The sequence below is a fragment of the Marinomonas piezotolerans genome, assembly GCF_003362755.1.
In the GTDB taxonomy this organism is placed as follows: Bacteria; Pseudomonadota; Gammaproteobacteria; order Pseudomonadales; family Marinomonadaceae; genus Marinomonas; species Marinomonas piezotolerans.
In genome coordinates this window covers 60,336-81,477 of the sequence record NZ_QKRA01000006.1, presented here as the reverse complement: position 1 = coordinate 81,477, position 21,142 = coordinate 60,336, and the positions used below count along the sequence as shown (strand labels likewise).

The 21,142-nt window shown below is 44.7% G+C and carries 20 protein-coding genes; all 20 read left to right on the top strand.

The genetic code is table 11. The annotated features are described in order from the left end of the window. Positions 1-19 precede the first annotated feature (19 nt). The 20 genes from fliJ to DN730_RS12895 all read left to right on the top strand — a co-directional run bounded on the left by fliJ (position 20) and on the right by DN730_RS12895 (position 21,138). Positions 20-457, top strand: coding sequence for a flagellar export protein FliJ (gene fliJ, locus DN730_RS12990; protein ID WP_115468574.1), 438 nt, complete (start codon positions 20-22; stop codon positions 455-457). Continuing rightward, positions 457-2,190, top strand: coding sequence for a hypothetical protein (locus DN730_RS12985; protein ID WP_115468573.1), 1,734 nt, complete (start codon positions 457-459; stop codon positions 2,188-2,190). Before fliJ ends, DN730_RS12985 begins: the two co-directional genes overlap by 1 nt. After that, positions 2,191-3,930 carry a hypothetical protein gene (locus DN730_RS12980; protein ID WP_115468572.1) on the top strand — a complete coding sequence of 580 codons (1,740 nt, stop codon included), beginning with the start codon at positions 2,191-2,193 and terminating at the stop codon, positions 3,928-3,930. It abuts the gene before it with no gap. A gap of 33 nt (positions 3,931-3,963) precedes the next feature. Then, the gene (locus DN730_RS12975; RefSeq protein WP_115468571.1) at positions 3,964-4,263 is read left to right on the top strand and encodes an STAS domain-containing protein; all 300 of its coding nucleotides are present in this window, start codon (positions 3,964-3,966) and stop codon (positions 4,261-4,263) included. A gap of 7 nt (positions 4,264-4,270) precedes the next feature. Continuing rightward, a complete protein-coding gene (locus DN730_RS12970) occupies positions 4,271-5,965 on the top strand; it encodes a SpoIIE family protein phosphatase (RefSeq protein ID WP_115468714.1) in 1,695 nt (564 codons plus the stop codon). Positions 5,966-6,012: 47 nt separating this feature from the next. Then, complete coding sequence (locus DN730_RS12965) at positions 6,013-7,704, top strand: flagellar hook-length control protein FliK (protein WP_158541209.1); 1,692 nt, start codon at positions 6,013-6,015, stop codon at positions 7,702-7,704. Positions 7,705-7,798: 94 nt separating this feature from the next. Beyond that, the gene (locus DN730_RS12960; protein WP_115468569.1) at positions 7,799-8,320 is read left to right on the top strand and encodes a flagellar basal body-associated FliL family protein; all 522 of its coding nucleotides are present in this window, start codon (positions 7,799-7,801) and stop codon (positions 8,318-8,320) included. Between the two features lie 17 nt (positions 8,321-8,337). Next, the gene (gene fliM, locus DN730_RS12955) at positions 8,338-9,309 is read left to right on the top strand and encodes a flagellar motor switch protein FliM (protein WP_115468568.1); all 972 of its coding nucleotides are present in this window, start codon (positions 8,338-8,340) and stop codon (positions 9,307-9,309) included. Positions 9,310-9,321: 12 nt separating this feature from the next. Beyond that, on the top strand, positions 9,322-9,783 hold the full coding sequence (fliN, locus tag DN730_RS12950; RefSeq protein ID WP_115468567.1) for a flagellar motor switch protein FliN: 462 nt from the start codon (positions 9,322-9,324) through the stop codon (positions 9,781-9,783). 7 nt (positions 9,784-9,790) lie between these two features. Beyond that, positions 9,791-10,174: a flagellar biosynthetic protein FliO gene (fliO, locus tag DN730_RS12945; protein WP_115468566.1), complete on the top strand. Its 384-nt coding sequence runs from the start codon at positions 9,791-9,793 to the stop codon at positions 10,172-10,174. A gap of 12 nt (positions 10,175-10,186) precedes the next feature. After that, positions 10,187-10,921, top strand: a complete 735-nt coding sequence (fliP, locus tag DN730_RS12940; protein WP_211313884.1) for a flagellar type III secretion system pore protein FliP — start codon at positions 10,187-10,189, stop codon at positions 10,919-10,921. A gap of 3 nt (positions 10,922-10,924) precedes the next feature. Beyond that, positions 10,925-11,194 carry a flagellar biosynthesis protein FliQ gene (fliQ, locus tag DN730_RS12935; protein WP_115468565.1) on the top strand — a complete coding sequence of 90 codons (270 nt, stop codon included), beginning with the start codon at positions 10,925-10,927 and terminating at the stop codon, positions 11,192-11,194. Beyond that, positions 11,194-11,976 carry a flagellar biosynthetic protein FliR gene (gene fliR / locus DN730_RS12930; protein WP_115468564.1) on the top strand — a complete coding sequence of 261 codons (783 nt, stop codon included), beginning with the start codon at positions 11,194-11,196 and terminating at the stop codon, positions 11,974-11,976. Before fliQ ends, fliR begins: the two co-directional genes overlap by 1 nt. Beyond that, positions 11,969-13,105: a flagellar biosynthesis protein FlhB gene (gene flhB, locus DN730_RS12925; protein WP_115468563.1), complete on the top strand. Its 1,137-nt coding sequence runs from the start codon at positions 11,969-11,971 to the stop codon at positions 13,103-13,105. The genes fliR and flhB overlap by 8 nt, the downstream gene beginning before the upstream one ends. 26 nt (positions 13,106-13,131) lie before the next feature. Then, positions 13,132-15,258, top strand: a complete 2,127-nt coding sequence (gene flhA, locus DN730_RS12920; RefSeq protein WP_115468562.1) for a flagellar biosynthesis protein FlhA — start codon at positions 13,132-13,134, stop codon at positions 15,256-15,258. Between the two features lie 128 nt (positions 15,259-15,386). Further along, a complete protein-coding gene (gene flhF / locus DN730_RS12915) occupies positions 15,387-16,727 on the top strand; it encodes a flagellar biosynthesis GTPase FlhF (RefSeq protein ID WP_245957966.1) in 1,341 nt (446 codons plus the stop codon). A gap of 95 nt (positions 16,728-16,822) precedes the next feature. Then, complete coding sequence (locus DN730_RS12910; protein WP_115468560.1) at positions 16,823-17,566, top strand: RNA polymerase sigma factor FliA; 744 nt, start codon at positions 16,823-16,825, stop codon at positions 17,564-17,566. A 57-nt stretch (positions 17,567-17,623) separates the two neighbouring features. Next, positions 17,624-18,004: a chemotaxis response regulator CheY gene (locus tag DN730_RS12905; RefSeq protein WP_425452749.1), complete on the top strand. Its 381-nt coding sequence runs from the start codon at positions 17,624-17,626 to the stop codon at positions 18,002-18,004. Positions 18,005-18,012: 8 nt separating this feature from the next. Next, entirely contained in the window at positions 18,013-18,807 is a 795-nt protein-coding gene (locus DN730_RS12900) for a protein phosphatase CheZ (protein ID WP_115468558.1), read from the top strand. A gap of 15 nt (positions 18,808-18,822) precedes the next feature. Then, positions 18,823-21,138: a chemotaxis protein CheA gene (locus DN730_RS12895; RefSeq protein ID WP_115468557.1), complete on the top strand. Its 2,316-nt coding sequence runs from the start codon at positions 18,823-18,825 to the stop codon at positions 21,136-21,138. The last annotated feature ends 4 nt before the right edge of the window (positions 21,139-21,142 follow it).

Below are 21,142 nucleotides of genomic sequence, written 5' to 3'. Positions count from 1 at the left end.
CTAATTCTGAGGGAGTAGCATGAAAAAATCACAGCGCATGCAAATTTTAGTCGATGTGTCTAAGCGCAAAGAAGATGAGGTCGTTAAGATGCTCGCGCGCGATCAAACTCGCCTCCAACAAGATCAGCAAAAGCTGGCTGAGCTAAAGGATTATGCCAGTCAGTATGATCAACAACGAAACCTGCTAGGTCTATCGCCCTATTTAACAACCAACTATCAGCATTTTGTTGATCGAGTGCAGCAGGCTATTCAGCAGCAAGAAACGCAGGTGCGGCGTTCGCAACAGCAAGTTGACATGACGATGAAGCGTTGGCAGGACGCTAGAGCGAAAACGAAAGGAATGGACTGGTTAAAAGAGAAAAGTGTTGATGAGGAGATGCGATTTTCGGATCGGCAGGAACAGAAGCAAATAGATGAATTTGCAAGTCGAGTTTTTTTCGAGCGGATGAAGCATTGATGTCAGACCGTTTGCATGCGTTGGTGAATGATACGCCACTTATTTTTTTCCAATTGGAAGATGTCGCATTGTCATTTCATGATGTGCCATTACGTTCTCCTCACTTAGCGTTGTCTTTGATTTCTAAATTTCTAACTCTTATAGAAAATAATTCTCGTCATGTACGCTTGTACGAGCATGTTTTCTACGTTCATGAAGAGCTTCAACAAAAACGCTCAAATCAAATGTTTTTCTCAGAGGAGTTTCCGAATCACTTGTTGGCTTGGTCTAGTGAGCTACGCTCGCAATATATACTGGCTGAATCTTTTTATTTAACAGGTGCTCTAGACGGGCTAGAGCGATATAGCGACGCTCTGTTGAATCAGGGAGATGCGCCTAATGGCCCTCATGATTCTGCTTTTTTAGGATGCTTTAAAGGATCAATGAATCAGCTTTCCTATGATCTTAGCCAATTATCTGAGGTGGGTTTGTGGGAGATTTCATACGCTGCGAACGAACTGGATAGCATGACCCAAGAGGCTTCAGTTTCATTGGATCTATCTCTATCAACAGGATTATCAAAAAGTGATTTATCCAGTAAGCTCAAAGGTCAATGGCGATGGAGCGATAAAACTAATAAAGGGCGTGATGATTTTCTTGAGGATGAGTCATCTTTTCGAGGGGGGGATGTTGCTGTTTCCTTACGTTGTCTGGCGATGGAACGCGAACAATGGCGTCATACTCCGTCTATTATGGACGTGTATCACCGACTAGAGTCGCAGGTCTTGGCCTCATCTGTATTGTTGGAGCAATTATATCAATGTGATGTTGGTGGTAGCCTAAGAGTTATTGCAGATATTTTGACACATAGTGATAAACAGCAGAACCCTGCACAGATTACACTTGTTAACGGCTCAGTAGTCGCTCGAACTGAGGCGGAATGGCGTCGCTATGAGCTAGCTTTACCAAGCTTGCCAGCATTTAAAATTACGTCTGAATACGGAACTGCGATTGTTCCATGTTATGCAGTTGTGTCGGTAGATCACGTTGAATGTGTCGCCGCGCACCTTGCTTTGGGTGATGGTCAGTGGTGTCAGGTCGATACGTTGGATACTAATGTACATCCCATTTATGTTATGTGTGGGGAGAAACCGTTAGCGCTACATGCCTCAAATGTTGAGCGTGTTTATGCTGTGCCTTTACGTGTTCAACGTTTGCCAGCGGATATAAGTAACGTATGGAGTGTGAGAGGGGAGCTTTTCCCTGAACCTTTTTTGCCAAGTGGTCGATTAGACGGTTTAATCGAGGCCATACATACAGCAGATGATTTCGGCAAAACACCAGTGCGTGGTAAGACACAAACGCAAAAAGTGCAGTGTTATCGGGACCACGATGGCACAAGGTTAGCCATTGCCTCGAAATTCATCGAGGCGGTTGTCGTGTCCGAGAGGGCGACGCTTTTTCGTGATCGCTTTTTGCTTTATCGGGATGAACTGTTGATCATAGGAAATACCGAGAAGCTTACCCAGCAAGGGATTTTTATAGTGATTAGGATGGATTCTGTGTCGTATGCTTTGTTTTGCGAGAACGTTGAAAGCGTTGAGATTGAGCCAGTGCAAGAAAGCGTGTGCTGCGATGTCAACGAATCGTTAGTGTGGGTAGACAGTTGGCTTTCAGGAGAAAGTCAAAACGTTAGAATTATGAGTGAGGCGTGTGTATCCGCCATCTACTCTAAGCTGCTAGAGGCGATTTAAATGATGGATACGCGAAAGTCTGCGTACGATGAATTCAGTAAACGTCGTAATCGATTCTCAGAGTGGATCGTCCAGTACGCCATTGTATTTACCGTCGCATTAGTTGCGCTGTTATCCGTAACGTATTATTCGATAACTCAACAATACGCCGACCAAGTCGAACGGCTGCAGCGAGCCCAACAGTTAGAATCCGCGGTATTAGAGCTCTCTCATCGCTGGGAGCTTTTGTCAGTGGGAATTGATGCTTCCTCGATCGAAGAGTTGCTTAAAGTGGAGGGAGAGTTGGTGAAGACCCTCGAAGGGGTGTCGGGCGAGGCAATGCGTTTGCCAAGTCTTCCGGAGGTTTCACGATATACTCAATCAGAGCATATTCAGTTGGCCAAGAGCCGCCTAGTCCAAATTACTCAGGTGACCAATTCATTAGTCTCTGAATCGACCAATTTTACTGTTTACCAAAATACGATGCTCCCTGTTCTTGGTGCAGGATGGGTCTTTTTATTCATTTATCTTGTCTGGGGATGGACGCGTTGTTTAAAAGATAGAAAAGCGGCACTGAGCTTCTATCACTACCAGTTAGACCGTCGCCATTCCGAACATGACTCAGTGATTGTGCCACCTAATCGTAGCGATGAATATGGCGATTTCGCCCGATACTTAGACACTACCTTGTCTTCAATGATGCATGATATTGACATTATTAAGCACGAAGTGGTGTTGTGTCAGTCAGCTTTAAGCGCATCTGTTTCAATTAAATTTCTTTTAAATCAGCATCGTGAAATCAAGGTGATGAGTCAAGGTGCCAATGAACTCTGGGTGCTTGAAGCTCAAGCGTTGTCTGACTTGCTTGAAGTAGATCGTCACTTGGCCCAGCTGGAAGGTGAGGTGGTGTCTGAAGAGCTATTACATAAGTCTGGCCGATCTATCGTGAAAATAGGACAGGGCAATTTTGAAGTCTGCACTCAAAAATTAGGTGGTATAGAGCCTAATGGATACTTGGTAGAACTTGTGCCACAAATGCCATTGAATGAGTTAAAGGTTATTGAAGCGAGCTTAAGTTTGATGGCGAATGACGTGTGGGATGCCCCGATTCGCATATTGGATAAGAATTCGTCTTACGTTAGCTTCTCGAACAAACTCGAACGAACTCGAAAAAATGTAGAGTTGTTTATAACAAGTGTAAACGAATCTTTAATAAAAGCTGACTCTGAACAGCGTAACGTTACGAAACTGCAACAGTTGTCAGAGGTTCTCATTGATAAACTTGAAGATAGTCAAACAGACCGTGAAGCGCGCTCCTATTTAGAATCTAAGTTAGTTGCTGAGGTCTGTGATAGTAAACAAGGCTTTATGAAGGTGAGAGAGCAAATAGAACAACGATTCGAGCTATATGAAATGTACTTTCAGCAACTTGTAGAATTGCAGTTAGCGCAAAGTAGTTGGGTAACAAATGTCAGTGATGGATTGCTAAATACAAAACAGGCGGTGTTGAATCTCTTAACCATGGCAGATAATGGGCAAACGGTTAGTGCAATTGAGCATGGTATTGTTGATTTGGCCCATGACATAGATGCTGTATTACAAGATATTTTAGCCTCTAAGCCTGACATGACTGGTTTAAAGCTCGAACAGATCAAAAGCTCGGAGTCGGACTTGATGGTGCATCTAAACGTTGTCCAAGAGCAATTTGATCGAGTCGTTCAATTAACTCACCAAAGTAAAGAGAATATAGTCAAGCGTTAAGCTTAAGTATTCCTTTTGGGGTGAGGCATTCACATGATAATTGAGCAGTTCGACGAAAGTGCAAAGACTCTGACTTTGTTGGTTGATGGGCGCTTTGATTATAAATGCCAGACGGCTTTTAGAGAGGCCTTTGCTGATAAACCCGCGGATTTACATTATGTAGTTGACCTGTCTAAGGTCGAGTATATGGATAGTTCGGCATTAGGTATGCTTCTTTTATTAAGAGATCACTCGGGCGGTGTTCATAGTGATGTTCTTATCAAAGGTGGCAGTGATTCTGTTAAGAATGTATTGCGGATGGCGCGATTCGAGCGTTTATTTACCTTAGGATGAGATGGATATGAAAGAGCAGCGTCTTAAGATATTGGTGGCAGACGATAACCCATCTGACCGCTTGCTTTTAGAGACGATGTTAAGTCAATTTGGGCATATCGTTGAAACGGCGATGGATGGTCAGGATGCAGTTGATAAGTTCGATCCTGAGACGGTTCAGCTTGTTTGTCTTGATATAAAAATGCCAAGAAAAGATGGTTGGGAAGCTGCGTTAGAGATACAAAAAATCGCTGGCAATCGCTTAGTCCCAATCGTTTTCTTGTCGGGGTTGTCTGATCCAGTTGCGTTGCAAAAATGCTTAGAGGTTGGTGCGACGGATTTTATATCAAAGCCCTATAATCCAACTCTTGTCTCTGCAAAGCTCAACGCTATTGCGCGTTTATTGGTGTTGCAGCGAACACTATCTGAGCAAAGAGATGAATTATCACTTTTAAATCAGCAGATGGTGCATGATCAAGAAGTCGCTAAGATCGTTTACGAGCGTATCACCCATTCCAATTGCCTAAACGACCCCGCGTTAAAAACCCTACATCAGGGTAGTCATACTTTTAACGGCGACGTGATACTGGCGGCGTACAAACCAAATGGTGGAATGCACTTACTGTTGGGTGACTTTACGGGTCACGGTTTATCCGCTGCCATTGGCGCACTTCCTTTAGCTGACATTTTCTTTGAGTGGACTGCTAAAGGGTTTGTCATGCGCCAGATTCTTCCAGAAATAAATAAGCGCCTTCAAGCAATCCTACCTCCTAATATGTTTTGTGCAGCAGCATTCATTGATATTAATGTTGTTAATCGAACGGTGGAAGTATGGAATGGCGGGCTACCGAGTTTGCTATATTTTAGTGGTCAGGATTCAACGCCAAGGCTCATAAAATCAGAATCTTTACCGCTTGGGATATTGGAAGAGCGAGAATTTGAAACGAATGTTGAGTTGTTATCATATGGGCCAACAGATCGTTTTGTGGCGTTTACAGATGGTGTGTACGAAGCTAAAACAGCTGACAATAAGATTCGCTATAACCAAGCTTTAGATCCACTTTATCAGGGTGAAGTGTTGAGTGATCCATTTGATTGGTTGACGACCATGTTGGATGAACAAGGCATTCTCAATGATCCACACGATGATATCTCGGTGCTAGGCATTGATCTCTCCATTGATATGATAAGTCAGCAGAATGCGGATTTATCGGGTGCTACGCTTGAAAATAGCTACCCAGCGAATTTTTCATTTAAATATGAGTTGCAAGCAGAGTCCTTAAAAAATACAGATCCATTACCCTACTTACTGCAGATACTAACTACTGTTTCAGGATTGGATAAACATTCCAGCGAAGTATTTATGATTTTGTCTGAAATGTACTCTAATGCACTAGAGCACGGTGTATTGCAGTTAGATTCCGATCTTAAAAAAACAGTTGAGGGCTTTTCACAGTACTATCAGCAGCGCGATCAAAAGCTGCAAGCTCTTGAGCATGGAACGGTCAATATCGCAGCACAAGTGACCTCAGACGAACAACACGGATCGTTGACTGTGTCAGTGACTGATAGTGGGAAAGGCTTTGATTTTGAACGGATTAACCTTTCAGAACTGGATCATGAAAAGCCTTACAATCGTGGCCTGTCTTTGGTGAATCAACTTTGTGATGAAATGAGTTTTGCCAAGGCAGGTGCTGAACTCAAGGTTGTCTTTCGTTGGTGAAGTTGGCCTCCTATTTGCACTAAGAAAAGTGTCCAATGGAGGTTCCCATGATTAATAGCCCATCTATATCTCTTGTATCGGTCGCGCAACCGTCAGAAAAGTCTTCTTCAGCGCAAACGGCTAAGCCCTCTGGTGAGAAGTTTGGAAGCGTATTTGATAATACGCAAAAAGATTCGACGAATGCGACTCTCAATCCAGCCCATACAGATAACCAAAAGATTATAGAAAGCGAAGCTAATCAAGAAGATAGAGTGGTTACTAAAGGCGATAGTAGCCTAGAAGATGAGTCTGGTCTTCAGAACAGCACCACCGATCAAGAGTCAGCTAAAGTTGAAGAGACTTCTGATGCAGCTGAGACTGGCGATGTTGATGATTCGCTTGTCGACAACAACTCTGAATCGAGCGAAAAGCTTGATACGGTTGATACCGTTGAAGCAACGAATAGTGATGTAGAAGGGAGCCCTGAAGAAGATAAGGCTGTCTCCGAGGATGGCAACGTTTTGCATGATGATGGGCAAAACATTGCAGCTGATAATGTTTTAGCGAGCGCATCTGCTCAAGATGTTAAGCGAGATGAAAGCGGGCTTGAGGATGAGGCGGCAACCGAAAAAGTTAATATAGATATTGTAAAAGACGGCAGCGAACCCTCACTGGCTAATAGTGACCCAGCGTTAACCGAAATCGAGCCTGAGAAGAAGGAGCTGAGTGGCGAAAAGGCTGCACAAGTATCAAGCGAAGTGCCAATCTCAGTTAATAGCAGAGTAGCTCAGGCAAGCGATCAGTCAGAGACAGAGGTGAAGCCGACAGTTGCGTCAAAGGACGAGCTTGTTGGTGTTGTCGGTACGAAAGCGACTATGCCAGAGGCTACTATTAGCTCTGCATCTAAGATACCTTCAGCGATATCAGTGGACGAAGCTGGTCAGCATGCATCCAATCCTCTTAGTGATAAAGCAGTAGACCCAACGAATTTAAAGTGGGTGCTTGATCAGCTAAACGGCACAAAATCAGAGCGACCTATGTTTGCTGGATCCACAGGTTCAGTACCTGATCAAGTAGGGCTTTCAACAGATCTAAAGCTAACTGATGCGGCGAATATGTCCGAATTGATGGGCAGTGGAGATATAGATCTATCTGGATCATTTGAAGAAATAATGTCTGCTAAAAAGCCGTTGGATCAATTAATGGCCAACATCACAGCGCAATCTCAGTCATTAGGCAGTCAAGGTCTCACTAGTTCCGTAGCGACATTGAGTTCTTTTTCTCCTGCACGCGGCGATGTGCCAGCTCAGCTGACAATGCACAGCCCGCCAACCTCACCTCACTGGGCTGAAGAAATGAACCAGAAAGTGAGTTGGGTTGTCCGTGAAGGTATAAAAACGGCTCACATACAACTCGATCCGCCTGAGTTGGGCAGCCTTGCGGTGAAAGTCACCGTGGATCAAGACTCTAATACTCATGTCAGCTTTGTTGCTAGTTCCGCTCAAGCCAAGGAGGCACTCGAGGGGCAAATGCAGCGATTACGTGAGATGCTACAGCAACAAGGACTTGATTTGGATGCCGTAGATGTTGAAGTCTCACAGCGAAACGACCAGTCGGGACAATCTGGTTCTTTTGGTGATAAAGCTGGGGACGGAGGCGAGTCAGAAGGGATAGCTTCTTTAGAAGGTGACATCGATGATGAGCTTGAAAACGTGAGTTATATGGCACCAGCAGTGCAAGGTATCGATTATTACGCGTAGAAAACCGTGGTGATTCGTCACAATCTTTGTAGAATAGAGACTTTAGGCGTATTCATATTGCGCAAGTTTTACGTGCATAGAGCAAGGGTTGTATATGGCTGTAGAAGATGGATTAGATGTAGGTGCTGAAGGCGGTAAAAAGGGCGGCAAGAAGAAGCTCATTATTATTATCGTAGCGGCATTGCTTGTTTTAGGTGGCGGCGGTGCAGCAGCCTATTTTTTCTTGTTTAGCGGTGATGATACAAGTGCCGAAGCAGAAGGTGATGCCCCGTCAGAAGAAATGGTTCAAACTGAAGGGCCTGCAATTTATCTAGAGCTGGAGCAGCCATTTGTCGTTGACTTCATGGTGTCAGGGCGACAGCGTTACTTGCAGCTAAGTATGACATTGAAATCACGTGATCCTGATCAAGTGGATGCGGTGAAGATACATATGCCTCTTATTCGTAATAGTTTAGTTCTGCTATTTTCGAGCCAATCTTTCGATGAGTTACAGACTATAGCTGGTAAGCAGGCATTGAAGGCAGCTTCCGCTGAAGCGATCAATAATATACTTATTCAAGAAACTGGCTTAGGCGGTATTGAAGATGTTCTGTTCACAAATTTTGTGATGCAATAAGCAGATAGGCAATACATATGGCGGCGCAAGATCTACTCTCCCAAGACGAAATTGATGCACTCTTACATGGTGCTGATGAGAAGCCTGATGCTGAGGATAGTAATGATCCTAATGGGGTCTCTTCTTATGATATAACCAGTCAAGAGCGTATTGTGCGTGGGCGAATGCCTACGCTAGAGATGATTAACGAGAGGTTTGCTCGTTATACGCGCATTAGTCTGTTTAATTTGCTTCGCCGTACCGCTGACGTTTCTTCTGGCGGTCTTCAAATCATGAAGTTTGGCGAGTATGTCCATACTTTATATGTTCCTACCAGTCTTAACCTTGTAAAATTTCGCCCTCTTCGTAGTACTGCCTTGTTTATCCTCGATGCTAAGTTAGTGTTCAAATTAGTGGACAACTTTTTTGGTGGGGATGGACGTCATGCAAAAATCGAAGGGCGAGAGTTTACTCCAACAGAGATACGCATCGTTCAATTGATGCTGGAGCAGGTTTTTGTAGATTTAACGGAAGCGTGGGCGCCCGTATTAAAACTAGAATTAGAGTACATAAGCTCAGAAGTTAACCCCGCGATGGCAAATATTGTTAGTCCAAGTGAAGTTGTCGTGGTATCTACTTTTCATATTGAGCTTGACGGCGGCGGTGGGGAGTTGCATATAACTTTGCCCTACTCAATGATTGAGCCGGTCCGGGAGCTACTTGATGCGGGGGTGCAAAGTGATGTCGATGAAAAAGATGATCGGTGGGGTAAGTCACTACAGCAGGATGTAAAAGAGTTAGATGTTAAGCTTCAGGTAAATATAGCGAACAAAAAAGTTCGCTTAGGTGATGTCATGAAGTTCAAAAAGGGCGATGTCATCCCATTGGATATGCCTGAGTTCGTAACGGTACGTGCCAATGATGTACCATCTTTTAAAGCGAAGTTGGGTGTCAGCAATGGCCGTTATGCCGTTGAGATGATAGAAAACTATAAAAACGGTAAGAATTAATTAGGTAGTATCATGGCAGAAGAAACAAACCCAGACGCAGAAGGTATGGACAGTGAGCTCGCTGATGAATGGGCTGCGGCGATGTCTGAAGCAGGAGACGGAGAAAGCGATAACGTCGATGATGAATGGGCTGCGGCGATGTCGGAGCAAGAAGTAAAGCCTGTTCAGCTTGATGAGTTAAGCGGTGGCGGGGCTGTCAGTAAAGGCGGGGTCGGATCTGATATGGATTTGATCATGGATATTCCAGTGACGTTGTCAATGGAATTAGGTAGCACTGAAATTGCTATTCGAAACTTACTGCAGCTGACGCAGGGGTCTGTTGTCGAACTTGATCGTTTTGCTGGGGAGCCTTTAGATGTACTGGTGAACGGAACGCTTATCGCACATGGTGAGGTAGTCGTTGTAAATGACAAGTATGGTATTCGATTGACCGATGTGGTTAGCCCAAGTGAACGCATTAAGCGATTAAAGTAGAGCCTTTGTGATCATCCGTTGTGTTGTTTTTATATCGCTGCTGTTATCGACTGTAGCATTTGCTGAACCTTTAGGAATGGCAAAAATAGCGGACACATCCTCTGTGTGGCGGTTGTTTTTAGCGCTAGGTTTTTTGGTTGCTTTAATTCCTCTTGTTATTTGGGGACTAAAGAGGTTGCAAGGGCTTCAGCACAAACTATCAAAGTCTGAAATTCGTGTGATAGCGACTCACCCAATCGGAACAAAAGAACGTTTATTGCTGATAGAGGTAGATGGCAAACGCCTTTTGATTGGTGCAACGGCGCAACAAATTACCTGCCTTAAAGAGCTTGGCCGAACTGAAGCTGATTTTGCAGATATATTGAGTGAGCAGATATCAGATGAAAAGTAGGTGGCACTTTTGATGAAGTTTTTGATCAGCATTGCGTTGTTGCTACCGTTTTTAGCGCACGCTGAGACTGGGTTGCCAGCCGTTACTGTGATTACGAACGCAGATGGCAGTCAAGAGTACAGCGTATCGCTACAAATTCTGTTTATCATGACAGCATTAACGTTGCTACCGGCAGCGTTAATCATGATGACCGCGTTCACTCGCATTATTATTGTGCTGGCCATTCTTCGACAAGCGATTGGCTTACAGCAATCCCCCTCTAACCAAATAATGGTTGGGATGGCTCTTTTCTTGACGCTATTCATTATGAGTCCAACGCTCGATCGAGTGAATGAAGTGGCGCTGCAGCCATACCTAAATGAGCAGATGACGTCGTTGCAGGCAGTAGAGGCGGCATCTGTGCCTGTTCGAGAATTTATGCTGGCTCAAACCCGTGAGGATGATATTTCACTGTATGTGAAATTGGCGGGTAAGGAAGGGCAGATCGATTCGCTGGACGAGTTGCCTTTCACTATACTGATGCCAGCGTTTGTCACAAGTGAGTTGAAAACCGCCTTTCAAATTGGGTTTATGTTGTTTATTCCATTTTTGATTGTCGATATGGTTGTTGCAAGCGTATTGATGGCAATGGGTATGATGATGTTGTCACCGATTATTATCTCCTTGCCATTTAAAATCATGTTGTTTGTGATGGTTGACGGTTGGTCTATGATCATGGGTACACTAGCTGCAAGCTTTGGGGTATAGAGTATGGATCCTCAGGTTGTTTTAGATCTGTACGGACAAGGTTTCTACCTTATTGTTATTATGGTTGCCGCCGTGATGGTACCGAGTCTAATTGTCGGCCTGATAGTCAGTATTTTTCAAGCGGCGACTCAGATTAATGAGCAGACCTTGTCTTTTCTGCCGCGATTGATTGTAACAATTTTTGCCATTATGCACCTTGGTCCATGGTTACTCACAACGCTTACTGACTTCTTCAATCAATTGTTTTTAGATATTCCAATGCTGATAGGCTAATGCTGGAATTAAACCCCGAGCAATTACTCAATCTTACCTTTAGTTTTTTGCTGCCTTTCTTTCGTATCGGTGCCTTTTTGATGACGTTACCGTTAATTGGTAGCCAGCTTGTCAGTGTAAGAGTTCGTGTTATCTTCGCGTTTGTTATTGCTATTATTGTCACACCTGTTATCTCTGTCCCGCCGTATGACGCCATTTCTCCTGCATTCATAGTACTCATTGCGGAGCAGCTTATTGTCGGTATTGTGTTGGGCTTTGTTGTTTCTGTGCTGTTTCAAGTTTTTTCATTGGCTGGTCAACTTGCGGCTATGAAAGCTGGATTAGGCTTTGCTATGTCTAATGACCCCGCCAATGGTGTAACCGTTGCTTCTATGGGGCAGTATTATATGACAATGGCTGGGCTTGCATTTTTGGGTACAGGAGGGCACCTGGTGATGATTGAACTCTTAGTTCAGAGCTTCGATTATTGGCCCATTGGTAGTGGCTTCGATAGTCAGCGTTATTGGGATGTGTTGCAATTGGGGGGCTGGATGTTCGAAAAGGCCTTGCTAATCGTATTGCCCCTTGCTGTAGCTACCTTAATTATGAATATTTCTTTTGGTGTAGTGGCTAAAGCGTCAGCGCAACTGAATGTCTTTGCATTAGGTTTTCCCATTATTATGATGTTCTCATTATTCTTCTTTTGGGTGATGTTGGGCGATTTTTTGGATATTTACCGTCTTTTCTTTCAAGAGATGATAACGTGGCTAAAAGATACATGGGGATTAAGGGTCGATGGCTGAGAACGAGGACGGTACAGAAAAAACCGAAGACGCCAGTTCCAAGAAACTGGAGCAGGCGCGAGAAAAAGGCAACATAGCTCGTTCCAAAGACTTAAGCAGTGCAGCTCTGCTGATTGTTGCTGCGCTGTCTTTATATGGTGTCGGGGCGTTGATGGTTGTCGACTTGACTCAACTGTTTTCGTTTAACTTCGTTATCGCACGAGAAGATATATTTGATGTCGCCCTCATGATTCATCATCTGTATGTTTCTGTTATGGCGACTATGAATTCATTGACCGTGTTTATGGCTATTGTTGCGGTGGCTGGGATTGTCGGCAGTGTTATGTTGGGCGGTTTTAATTTCTCATGGGAACCATTGACGCCCAAATTATCTAAGTTAAGCCCTATTCAGGGTATTAAGCGTATGTTCTCAGTCCAGTCACTGGTTGAGTTGATAAAATCCATCTTTAAAATACTACTGGTAGGTGGGATCGCTACACTTGTACTGATGGTCTATTTACCGGAGATCACTGACCTAACGTTTGAGACGCCAAGTACAGCCCTTGAGCATGCAATGGAAGTGATGATTTGGGCATTTATTTTTGTATCGAGCTCGTTGGTTTTGATTGCGGCAATTGATGCTCCATTCCAAGTTTGGCAGCACAAGCAAAAGCTCAAAATGACGAAACAAGAAGTGAAAGATGAGCATAAACAAGCAGATGGTGACCCTCAGGTAAAAGGCAGAATTCGACAACTTCAACGTCAGGCAGCTATGCGAAGAATGATGTCAGACGTGCCTGAGGCAGATGTTATCATCACCAACCCTACCCATTTTTCAGTAGCGTTGAAATATGAACAAGGCACAGGGAAAGCGCCAGTGTTGCTGGCGAAAGGGAGTGATTTTATGGCGTTAAAGATTCGAGAGGTTGGCAATCACTATGATATCCCTGTGGTACAATCTCCCACTTTAGCCCGTGCTGTGTATAGATACACTGAAATTGGTGACGAAATTCCGGAAGGGTTGTTTAAAGTGATTGCCCAATTGTTAGCCTATGTATTTCAATTGCGTCGGGCGAGAAATGGGGAGCAGCCACCAGATGCAATGCCTGTGTTAGATGTACCTGAAGAGTTTCATTGGGATGGTAATTAGTAGCATGTCGCGGTATCGAGGTATGAGTGGATTTTGATCGCCAACGTTTTGTAGGGCAGATGAGAGGAGTCTTTGGTGGAAACCTAGGCGTCCCGTTCTTGTTGCTTGCTTTGTTGGCAATGATGATATTGCCACTGCCCGCTTTTCTACTTGATGTTCTTTTCACGTTTAATATTGCTTTAGCTATTGTTGTTCTATTGGTTGCCGTGTACTCAATGCGGCCACTTGATTTCGCTGTATTTCCAACGGTTTTATTGGTTTCAACTCTGATGCGTTTGGCCCTCAATGTTGCTTCCACTCGAGTGGTTTTGCTGAATGGTCATGAAGGGGGGGACGCTGCCGGAAAAGTGATACAGGCGTTCGGTGAAGTAGTGATCGGCGGTAATTATGTCGTTGGCTTCGTTGTGTTTGCTATTTTAATGATTATCAACTTTGCAGTAGTCACCAAGGGTGCAGGTCGAATTTCAGAGGTAAGTGCTCGCTTCACCTTAGATGCTATGCCTGGTAAGCAAATGGCAATTGATGCGGATCTAAATGCTGGCATGATTGATGCGGATCAAGCCAAGCAGCGGCGCACAGAGATCGCTTCTGAAGCAGAGTTTTATGGCTCTATGGACGGTGCTTCTAAGTTCGTAAAAGGTGATGCGGTCGCAGGTCTTCTGATACTGGGTATTAATATAATTGGCGGACTCGCCATCGGAATGGCACAGCACGATCTGACGTTTGTCGAAGCTGTGCAAATATACTCATTATTAACCATCGGTGATGGCTTGGTGGCGCAGCTACCATCGCTTATGTTGTCTACTGCCGCGGCCATTATGGTGACTCGTGTCAACGAATCGGGGGACATGGGGCAGCAAGTCTTTGGCCAAATGTTTGGCTCAGTCAAAGCTCTTTACGTGGCTGCCTCCATTATGGCTGTAATGGGTATTGTCCCTGGTATGCCGCATCTTTCGTTTTTGTCATTAGCCGCGGCACTCGGAGGTTTGGCATATTTTCTTGAGTATCGGAAGAAACATGCCGCTAAAACGCGGCCTGCGTCGCAGGGTGCGAAAGTCGGAGAAGATGGCAAAGCGAAGCCGCCTGCTGAAACTAAAGATCTGAGTTGGGAGGATGTCGCTCCAGTTGACATGCTCGGTTTAGAAGTGGGTTACCGTTTGATTCCACTTGTAGATAAAAGCCAAGGTGGGGAATTGCTGTCTCGTATTAAAGGGGTTAGGCGAAAGCTGTCTCAGGAACTAGGCTTTTTAGTTCCGAGTGTACATATTCGTGACAACTTAGACCTGATGCCGAATGCATACCGCATAACGCTAATGGGAGTGAGCTTGGCGGAAGCCGAGGTGCATCCCGATAAAGAGTTGGCTATCGATCCAGGCCAAGTGTTCGGCAAAATAGACGGGATTCCAGGTAAAGATCCATCGTTTGGGTTAGATGCAATCTGGATAGATACTAAAAAACGAGATCAGGCGCAAACTTTTGGTTACACCGTAGTGGATGTCAGTACCGTGGTGGCAACACATATTAACCAAGTTATGCAAAAGCATGCCTATGAGTTGATTGGGCATGATGAAGTTCAGCAGCTACTGGGGCTGCTTAAACAATATAATCCGAAGCTTGCTGAAGAGTTGGTGCCAAATACTGTTCCTGTAAGTGTGTTGCTCAAAGTGCTGCAGAACTTGTTGCAAGAGAATGTACCGCTTCGAGATATGCGCACCATTGCTGAAGCGATTATGGGAGTGCAGCCGAAAACGCAAGACCCTATGGTATTGACGGCCGCAGTAAGGACGTCTCTGTCGCGAATGATTATGCAGTCTTTGGCCGAAGGGGTAGACGAAGTGCCTGTTATGACCCTCGATCCTCAGCTTGAGAAAATGCTAATGCAAACAGTCCAGCAAAGTCAGCAATCAGGCGTCAAGAATGAAGAGGCGCTAATTCTTGAACCTCAAATGGCGGAACAGTTACAGAAATCGTTCCGAGAGCATGCAGAGCAGCAGGAGGCAATGGGTAACGCACCGATATTGATTGTATCAGCGCCAATTCGGCCAATGTTAGCGCGTTTTATGCGGTATGGCGGTGTTAGTATGTCAGTTCTTTCTTATCAAGAGGTGCCAGATCATAAGCGGGTAACTGTCGTTGCTGTCATCGGTCAGTGAATCAAGGAAATCCGTTGATTTTCCCGCTATATTTATCAAAATCTTTCGGGTAAGCTATGGATTTGTATGCAAAAATAAACTGAAAGGACTGGTATTGAATGCAGTATAGGCGGTTTCGAGCTCCTGATATGCACAAGGCGATACGGAAAATCCGTGACGCTGTAGGGCCTGATGCTGTCATTTTGTCGAATAAGCGACTTCCTAGTGGTGAGGTCGAAATTGTTACCGTTATTGATTACGATGGTTCAGTTCCTCCTTCTTTCAGTAATCACGCTCCACCGCAAGCCCCGCAGGTAGAACCTTCTCGATCTTCTGCCCAGCCAAGTAAGTCTTATCAGGAGCGCATAAAAGAGGCTCGTAATATGGAGTCAGGTTCTGCTCCATCACGGAAGCCTCGCGGTGCTTACGAAGTATTTGAAGAGCCCTCGCCAGTTCCGCCGCCTAGCAACCCTGACCCAATACCGTCGTATGACCGACCTTCATTTGCAGACCAGTCTATAGATGGGGATTCATCTGTTAGAGAGCACTCTCATGCCCGTCCATCCGCTGACGAAGAAAAGCTTAGAGCGATGGAAGAAGAGTTGCATTTAGTCAGAAAAATGCTTGAGCGAACTCAATCTGAAAAGAATAGTGCAGCGGCCAGCGCGGGGACAGCGTCTAAAGCAACTTCTTCTCCCCGTCAGAAATTGACTGAGCAACTCTTAACATTAGGCTTGTCTGAGCAGGTAATTGACAAAATTTCATCTGACCTAAATCTGACTGGCCGAGAGGAAGACTGGAAGAAAGCCTTATCTTACCTCGCTGATTGTATTCCTATTCGTTCAACGGGCGATGCGTTTCGTGGTTGTATTGCTTTTATGGGGCCGACTGGGGTTGGCAAGACAACTTCTATCGGCAAAATCGCTGCGCAATATGTTCTAAAACACGGCGCTGGCAGTGTTGCGCTTATCACGACAGATACATACAGGATTGCCGCGCATGAGCAATTAAGAACATTTGGGCGTATATTAGGTGTGCCTGTCGATGTGGTTAATGAATATACAGATTTGAATGAAGTGCTCGATAAGTATTCAGATTATTCGTTAGTCCTAGTCGATACAGCTGGAATGAACCCAAGAGATCGAAATTTAGAACGACAACTGGCGATGATGAAGCGCGCAAGAGGGCACCTTAAGAAGTTGTTAGTCTTGCCTTGTACGAGTCAGCGACAGGTTCTGAAAACAGTTGTCGACGTTTATGCTCAGATTCAGCTTGATGGCTGTGTGTTGAGTAAACTAGATGAATCAGCTTCTCTAGGAGAGGCTATTAGTGTGGTTATTGAAGAAGGTCTGCCGGTCATGTATGTGGCGGATGGCCAAAGAATTCCTGACGATATTGAACCTGCTCGAGCGCACAACCTAATTAGCCGAGCTGTATATACTGCTGAGCAATTTGGACAGCTATATGGGTCACTAAAGTATGGGAGTTAGTAAAATTATGTTATTTAGGGAGGCTTGATGTATAACTATATAGTACATTTGATAAAGCTTTCACAGGCAGCGGACACAAGGTATTAACGCCCCCTATGCAACGCAAAGATGGTTACAGTACTTACTCAAAAAAAGCGACGCTTCCAATCGATGCAATCGTACAAAAGTACGATTATTTGGTTAAGAAGATTGCTTATCATTTGCTTGCTCGACTTCCAAGTAATGTGGACGTAGACGATTTAATGCAAGCAGGGATGATGGGGTTGATAGAAGCTTATAAGCGATTCGAGTCGACTAAAGGGGCTTCATTTGAAACGTATGCGGGCATACGTATTCGGGGTTCAATCATGGATGAGGTTCGTAAAAGTGATTGGGCACCCCGATCTGTGCGTAGAAACGGCAGGGCCGTTACGACCGCGATAAGAGAAATTGAAGCATCAAGTGGTCGAGAAGCGACTGATGTAGAAGTGGCGGCTCATATGGGAATCAGCATGGATGAGTATCACGATATTATACATTCGTCGATGTCAACCCAACTTTTTAGCTATGAGGAGATGCTAGAGAGTGAGCATGGTAATCATGAGCTTGATATCGAGAATGATAGTGATGCAAGTCAACCTTATCACTTGGTAGAAGAGGGTGGTTTTCAGCAGCATTTAGCGCAGGAAATAGACCGTCTTCCAGAAAGAGAGAAGCTGGTATTGTCTTTGTATTACAATGACGAACTTAATTTGAAAGAAATAGGCGCTGTGTTAGGCGTCAGTGAATCGAGAGTCAGCCAGATTCATAGTCAAGCAGCTATGCGGTTACGTGCTAGGCTAGGTGAATGGCAGGATTAAAAACGATTAATATTATGATTTTACCCGTGGGTTGTGGAGGTTGCATTGGATAAAAATATGAAAATCCTGATTGTTGATGATTTCTCAACGATGAGACGTATCATCAAAAATCTACTGAGGGATTTGGGCTTTACCAATACAGTTGAAGCGGATGATGGAACGACGGCATTGCCGATACTGCAAACGGGCACCATAGATTTTTTGGTGACTGACTGGAATATGCCAGGGATGACTGGGATAGAGCTACTTCGAGCAGTTCGTGCCGACGATAAGCTCAAAACGATTCCTGTTTTGATGGTTACCGCTGAAGCGAAACGTGATCAGATTATTGCTGCAGCTCAAGCAGGTGTAAATGGCTATGTTGTTAAGCCCTTCACCGCCGTTGCTCTGAAAGAAAAAATTGAGAAGATATTCGAACGAATTGATTCTGCTAAGTAGGTGTCTGGATGTCTGAAGATAATGCGTCAAAACTCGGTGAATTTGAGTCAGTTGTCAAAGATGGGGCCGTCGACCTTCTAAATAAGCTTGAGGTTGGTGACTTTAGCGGTGCGATAAAAATCATCCAAGAGCTAAGTGATGCCCGACACACAAGTTTTTATAATGAAGTTGGTTACTTAACGCGCAGCCTTCATGACGCGATTCGTGACTTTCAGTTAGATTCAGTAGAAATGATGATTCAAAGTGGGGTGGATTCATCGGAAGCAACCTCCAAAATTACCGATGCTTCAGATCGTTTGAATTATGTAATCGAAATGACGAGTTCTGCTGCGAATAAAACCATGGATATGGTTGATAGCAGTGTGCCAGTTGCTAGCGAACTGCAAACGCAGGCTAAAGCACTACATAAAGACTGGAATCGTTTAATTCAAAGAGACCTAACTCCTCAGGAGTTTCGTGAGCTGTATAAGCGCATCGACGCATTCCTAAAATATACGGACGAAAGCGCAACGACGTTGCACAATAATTTAAATACCATTTTATTGGAGCAGGGTTACCAAGACCTCACAGGCCAAGTGATTACGCGTGTAAATGACCTGATTCGTGATGTCGAAGAGCGCTTGGTGCATTTGGTGTCTGTGGCCGGACGAGTAGATAGTATTTCGGGCATGGAACACGAAGCTGAAAATAAAGAAAAAAATGATGATCGAGGCCACGGGCCAGCGATTAATAAGAAAGACAACCCTGAAGTACTGAATAATCAAGACGAAGTAGATGATCTTCTTTCGAGTCTTGGTTTTTAATAGGAGCTGCTGCGGATGAGTTTCGAGATCGATGAAGAAATTCTACAGGATTTTTTAGTAGAAGCTGGAGAAATCCTGGAACAGCTCTCAGAGCAATTGGTAGATCTGGAGCAAAACCCAGAAGACAAAGCATTATTGAACGCAATTTTCCGAGGCTTTCATACAGTCAAAGGTGGTGCTGGCTTTTTGCAGTTAACTGCTTTAGTTGATTGTTGCCACTACGCGGAAAACGTATTTGATGTTTTGCGTAATGGGCAGCGTAAGGTTGATTCCGATTTAATGGATATAGTCCTACAAGCTCTGGACGCTGTTAATGAAATGTTTGAAACGGTTCGAGCCGGAGGTGAGCCCGAGCGAGCTGACCCGCAGCTTATCGATTCTTTGAGTTTTTATGCTAAGCCTCCGTCAGAAGACGAGCTTGCTGGTGATGAAGATCACGAGATAGATGAAGAAGATTCTGTTGAGGAAGTTCTAGACAATCAAGACGCTGAATCAGCGACAGAATCTGAAAAGCCTGATGATATTTCTGATGATGAGTTCGAGTCACTTCTTAGTGCGTTAGGGTCATCTGCTGATTCTGACGACAACAGTAAAGCAGAGGACAACAATAAATCTACACCTGATGTTGAATCGGATGAAATTAGCGAAGACGAGTTTGATGCTTTGCTGGATCAACTACATGGCGCAGGAGCACCAGGACAGGAACCGGCACAAGAAGCCAGTGAACCCCCTAAGACCGATTCAAGCGCTTCTGAGTCTGATGAGATAACAGAAGACGAATTTGAAGCGTTGCTTGATCAACTGCATGGTGGCAAAGCTCCAGGTATCGTTGATGGTTCCGATGACGTAAATGAAAGTACGCAGAATGATTCTTCTAGCAAAGAAGAGTCGTCCAGTACGTCGAGTGCAGCGGATTCAGACCTTATTACAGAAGATGAGTTCGAACAGCTTTTGGATAGTTTGCATGGTAAAGGTCATGCGCCAGAGGCAAAAAGTGCGCCTGCGAGTGATTCAGCTAAACCAGAAGCCGCGCCGAAACAGGACAAACCTAAGGCCGCTCCAAAGAAACCAACAGCGGCGAGTAAACCAACTCCAGCTCCTAAACCTAAGGCTTCAGACAGCGCGCCTACTGAACCAAAAGAAAAAGTTAATGCGCCTGTTGTTCAAGAAACAACAGTTCGTGTCGACACTAAGCGGTTAGATGACATCATGAATATGGTGGGCGAGCTTGTGTTGGTTCGAAATAGGTTGGTTCGCTTAGGCTTGCAGAGTGACGATGAGTCGATGGGCAAGGCGGTATCGAACCTAGATGTTGTTACAGGGGACTTGCAAAATGCCGTTATGAAAACGCGCATGCAGCCAATCAAAAAAGTGTTTGGCCGGTTCCCCCGAGTTGTTCGAGATCTAGCTCGGAACATGAAGAAAGAGGTGAACCTTGAGCTGCGTGGTGAAGACACGGATCTTGATAAAAATTTAGTAGAAGCTCTTGCAGACCCGCTTGTTCACTTAGTGCGTAACTCTGTAGACCATGGTATTGAAGCGCCAGACGTTCGAGAAGCTAACGGAAAACCTCGGGTCGGCCATGTCATCTTGTCAGCAGAACAGGAAGGTGATCACATCTTGCTGTCAATAGACGACGACGGCGCAGGAATGGACGCTGATGTGTTGCGTCGCAAAGCCGTAGAAAAAGGATTAATGGACTCAGATTCTGCTGAGCGTTTATCAGATGAAGAAGCTTTTAATCTGATTTTTGCTCCAGGTTTCTCGACGAAAGTTGAGATAACTGATGTTTCTGGTCGTGGCGTTGGCATGGATGTTGTGAAAACCAAAATTTCGCAGCTTAACGGTACTTTGGATATAAAATCTGTCTTAGGTCAAGGCTCCCGATTTAGCATTAAAGTGCCTCTGACGCTTGCGATTATGCCAACATTAATGGTCATGCTAAATGATCAGGCGTTTGCGTTCCCTCTCGTGAGTGTAAATGAAATATTCCATCTCAACTTGAAGAAAACGAATATCGTAGATGGGCAACAGGTTGTAGTAATTCGAGGGAAAACACTTCCTATTTTCCATCTAAAAAATTGGTTAATTGGTGGTGTGGATCACGATTCTAAGCCTGAAGAAGCGCATGTTGTGGTGGTGCAGGTTGGAATGAACGAAGTAGGCTTTGTTGTTGATCAGTTGGTAGGTCAAGAAGAAGTGGTCATTAAGCCTTTAGGTAAGATGCTTCAAGGTACACCCGGTATGGCGGGCGCTACCATTACAGGTGATGGAAGGATTGCATTGATTCTAGACGTGCCCAGCATGTTGAAAGCATATGCCTCGCGATAGTGTC

Bases quoted from the DNA above. Each gene is read 5' to 3' on its own strand.
- DN730_RS12970 (WP_115468714.1), top strand. From the start codon at position 4,271: ATGAAAGAGCAGCGTCTTAAGATATTGGTGGCAGACGATAACCCATCT.
- fliR (WP_115468564.1), top strand. From the start codon at position 11,194: ATGCTGGAATTAAACCCCGAGCAATTACTCAATCTTACCTTTAGTTTT.
- DN730_RS12965 (WP_158541209.1), top strand. From the start codon at position 6,013: ATGATTAATAGCCCATCTATATCTCTTGTATCGGTCGCGCAACCGTCA.
- fliM (WP_115468568.1), top strand. From the start codon at position 8,338: ATGGCGGCGCAAGATCTACTCTCCCAAGACGAAATTGATGCACTCTTA.
- DN730_RS12985 (WP_115468573.1), top strand. From the start codon at position 457: ATGTCAGACCGTTTGCATGCGTTGGTGAATGATACGCCACTTATTTTT.
- fliN (WP_115468567.1), top strand. From the start codon at position 9,322: ATGGCAGAAGAAACAAACCCAGACGCAGAAGGTATGGACAGTGAGCTC.
- DN730_RS12895 (WP_115468557.1), top strand. From the start codon at position 18,823: ATGAGTTTCGAGATCGATGAAGAAATTCTACAGGATTTTTTAGTAGAA.
- flhF (WP_245957966.1), top strand. From the start codon at position 15,387: ATGCACAAGGCGATACGGAAAATCCGTGACGCTGTAGGGCCTGATGCT.
- DN730_RS12905 (WP_425452749.1), top strand. From the start codon at position 17,624: ATGAAAATCCTGATTGTTGATGATTTCTCAACGATGAGACGTATCATC.
- DN730_RS12960 (WP_115468569.1), top strand. From the start codon at position 7,799: ATGGCTGTAGAAGATGGATTAGATGTAGGTGCTGAAGGCGGTAAAAAG.
- DN730_RS12910 (WP_115468560.1), top strand. From the start codon at position 16,823: ATGCAACGCAAAGATGGTTACAGTACTTACTCAAAAAAAGCGACGCTT.
- flhB (WP_115468563.1), top strand. From the start codon at position 11,969: ATGGCTGAGAACGAGGACGGTACAGAAAAAACCGAAGACGCCAGTTCC.
- DN730_RS12975 (WP_115468571.1), top strand. From the start codon at position 3,964: ATGATAATTGAGCAGTTCGACGAAAGTGCAAAGACTCTGACTTTGTTG.
- DN730_RS12900 (WP_115468558.1), top strand. From the start codon at position 18,013: ATGTCTGAAGATAATGCGTCAAAACTCGGTGAATTTGAGTCAGTTGTC.
- fliJ (WP_115468574.1), top strand. From the start codon at position 20: ATGAAAAAATCACAGCGCATGCAAATTTTAGTCGATGTGTCTAAGCGC.
- fliQ (WP_115468565.1), top strand. From the start codon at position 10,925: ATGGATCCTCAGGTTGTTTTAGATCTGTACGGACAAGGTTTCTACCTT.
- DN730_RS12980 (WP_115468572.1), top strand. From the start codon at position 2,191: ATGATGGATACGCGAAAGTCTGCGTACGATGAATTCAGTAAACGTCGT.
- fliP (WP_211313884.1), top strand. From the start codon at position 10,187: ATGAAGTTTTTGATCAGCATTGCGTTGTTGCTACCGTTTTTAGCGCAC.